Origin of the sequence: Staphylococcus sp. HMSC065D05 (genome assembly GCF_001813195.1) — a bacterium.
Classification (GTDB): domain Bacteria; phylum Bacillota; class Bacilli; order Staphylococcales; family Staphylococcaceae; genus Staphylococcus; species Staphylococcus epidermidis.
This window is the reverse complement of record NZ_KV811773.1, coordinates 116015-118996: the sequence shown is the minus strand read 5'-3', so window position 1 is coordinate 118996 and position 2982 is coordinate 116015. Positions and strand designations below refer to the sequence as shown.

General features: G+C 26.7%; 4 protein-coding genes and 2 pseudogenes. All 6 read right to left on the bottom strand.

From position 1 onward, the window contains the following. Window positions 1–280: pseudogene (locus tag HMPREF2897_RS13190) on the bottom strand (IS5/IS1182 family transposase); the annotation flags it as partial. Window positions 281–326: 46 nt separating this feature from the next. Next, window positions 327–698, bottom strand: a complete 372-nt coding sequence (locus HMPREF2897_RS11135) for a hypothetical protein (protein ID WP_070593255.1) — start codon at window positions 696–698, stop codon at window positions 327–329. Window positions 699–1378: 680 nt separating this feature from the next. Then, window positions 1379–1585, bottom strand: coding sequence for a hypothetical protein (locus HMPREF2897_RS11130; RefSeq protein WP_002499642.1), 207 nt, complete (start codon window positions 1583–1585; stop codon window positions 1379–1381). A gap of 509 nt (window positions 1586–2094) precedes the next feature. Next, the gene (locus HMPREF2897_RS11125) at window positions 2095–2550 is read right to left on the bottom strand and encodes a DUF2335 domain-containing protein (RefSeq protein ID WP_002499644.1); all 456 of its coding nucleotides are present in this window, start codon (window positions 2548–2550) and stop codon (window positions 2095–2097) included. After that, on the bottom strand, window positions 2540–2755 hold the full coding sequence (locus tag HMPREF2897_RS11120; RefSeq protein ID WP_002499645.1) for a hypothetical protein: 216 nt from the start codon (window positions 2753–2755) through the stop codon (window positions 2540–2542). The genes HMPREF2897_RS11125 and HMPREF2897_RS11120 overlap by 11 nt, the downstream gene beginning before the upstream one ends. A gap of 108 nt (window positions 2756–2863) precedes the next feature. Next, window positions 2864–2982: pseudogene (locus tag HMPREF2897_RS12885) on the bottom strand (N-acetylmuramoyl-L-alanine amidase); the annotation flags it as partial.

Sequence of the window (2982 nt, the reverse complement as noted above, 5' to 3'; positions counted from 1 at the left end):
GAAAGCTTTTTATTAATTTGGGCTTTAAAATATTACAAATTATAATTCTTCATTATTTTTTATTTGCTTTTGAATTGAAGTTCAAACAATGGTGTTTCAGAGGACCCTCGGAACAATCATCACATTCATATAATTTAAAGTCTCGTTTAAAAACATATTTATCATAGCGATAGGCATATCTTTTAAATCCTAGTCTTTTATTGTTCGGACAAATGAATTCATCATTAATTTCGTCATATTTCCAATTTTGAGTATTAAAGATGTAATTGTTATATTTTTCATTTTATGTTTCTTCTTAAGTTTAAAGAATATTACATATTTTAGTTTCATACTTTTAATTGCTTCTCAATTTCCTGTTCTAATGCATCTTGTAAAAATCTATAATCTCTTTGATTTCTTTTGTAATCTTCAGAAATACCAACTTTCAATGTATTAGGATTTTTCTTTTCTACAACTTCTTTTTGTATGCTTTTTAATAAACTAATATGATTGGTGTTTACAGTAATGTCTATCTCTATAACTTTATAAAAAATCTCATTTGAAAAATAGATTTTGTTTACATTCATAAATGCAATAAACTCTCGACAAGCTTTTTTTAATCTATTTATATTTGTTTCAATATTATAATATATTCTATAAATTTCTTCTTTTTCATACTTTCTTCTTTCATTTTCTGGTAGTTTACTTAAAAGTTCCAAATTCAAATCACTATATGAATCTATGTCGTTGTATGTATCTATAAAAGCTTGATTTAATTTATTAACTTTAATATGTGCTTCTTGTAATATAGGTCTTATATATTCTAAATTGTATTTAGCTTTATGAATCTTTTTTCATTAAAATATCTAATACATTCTTTAATAGAATAAATTATAATCCCTAACGCAATTGTAAAGAAAGAATAATAAATAGATGGTGTTTTATCAAGTATATCTAATAATAAGCATTCTATATGTGTATATAATTCCATTTAATTACCTCATATTTTATATGGTTAAAATATTTTTGAATAGTAGACAAGTAAAAATTCTATAATGTAATTTAATAGTATTGTCCACCTAAACTAAATAAAAAAGAAGCTAAGGCAAAATGCCTTAACTCCTTACCCCTATTAGGTTTCCCCTGAAATTGTTTAGCGCTTAGTATTGCTTAATATACTGTTCTCTTTCTCATTCGGATACTTGAGTTCTATTTTAGCAAATTGGGTATAATAAGGTTTATTAAATTGTTAAATCGCTTTATATCAATGTTTTTACTTTTTATTAATGTATCGTAAATTAATTGTAGTTGCCCATTTAGTTGCCCAATATAATAAATTATTTACACTGGGCAACTAACAAGGCTCTATCCCTTATGTAGCAAAAGATAGAGCCTTGTTTTATTTTTCATCACTTTGTTCTAATTCTACTTGATAATTATATAGCTTTATAACCGTTCTAAATCTAGCGTCTTCAATTGATGTTTTACCATTCTTCAAATCTTGAACGGTTTGATAAGGTACACCGCTACCTTTTGATATTTTATAGCCCGTATCCTTATTTAATAGTCCTCTTATACTTTCAATAATATTACTGATTTCGTCCATTTTTACCCCCCTTTAATAAATTTATTAATGCTAATGTTGTTAATAATGCGATAATACCTTGACTTATATCATTACCTAAAAACAAGTTTAACCATATCAGTACAATTAAAATAATATAAATTGTTTTCATATCATTTATTAAGTGTTAGAGTATAATTAGACAAGCCCTTTCGGGCTTTGTCTCATTACTTATCGTCTTTTATTAATGTCTTGATTATGGCTAATGTGGACATTATATAAAAGGCGATTTCTGTTATAGTTTTAATATTTTCTAACACTTTTTTGTCCTCCTTTCAACTGGTATAGCTTATTTTATCACGATTAACCGTTATAAACAACCCTTTTTTTTACTTTTTTTATCTTTTTTAATCATAAAAATAAGGTAACTGTTACAACAGTTAACCTCAAATATATTTCGCAAATATAGAAATCTTTTTCTTATATTCTACCAAAAAATAGCCATAACCCGAATAAAGTTATGACTATATAACAAAATTTATATTGTTTTGTTACTCAGAATCCTTCGTTGTAGCTTTTAATATATTAGCAACTATACTTCCTAGTGATAATACTCCGATTATACCAGAGGCCCATGGTTGACCCATTACACCAAGAATCACAGAACCAGCTATACCACATATAGAAATTATTGTGCTACTTATTACACCTAAAATTGTTAATTTATCATTGCTTTTATAATAGTTTTCTTGTTCATTTTTAGTAATTGCAATGCGATTCTCTTGTTCTTTCTCAGCCATTTTTAAAATTCTATCTCCTGCTCCAGGTAATGCCCTTTCATACTCTTTAAACTCTTTTGAGTCGGGAAGCGGTCCTCTTTTAGTTATAGAGAGTTTACGCATAATAACTTTACGTTCTTCTGGATCAGCTTCTTCTACTAATCTTTTTAAAACTTCTTCCTCTTCTACTCCTTCTTTTTCTACTTTATCTATTTGATTATCTTCCATTATACATTAACTCTCTGTTTCTATAATTTTTTATCGATTTATTCAGGTCTTCACCAACTTTATACCAATCATTGCTTAGTTCTTCTGAATCTACTTTAGAATCTATCAAGTATCGATGATAACGAATTTTATCTTTCCCTATATTGGCATTCAAATCTCCAGAAATCAGAAATGCGTTTTTTAAGGTTTTTAATATTACCTGCATAATGATCTCCTCCTTTAAAATTATTATATACCACTTCTTATGCTTTTTGTAAAATAATTAAACATTTTAATCATAAAAAGGGTAGCCATTTCTGACTACCCTTTTAAATTATTTATATACTTCTTCTACTTCAATAGTGTGCTTATGCACCCAGCCATTGTTACTTGGTGAATATGTTCTACACCAAATATTTCCTTGTGGATCTTGAATTTCTTCAAAAATATAAA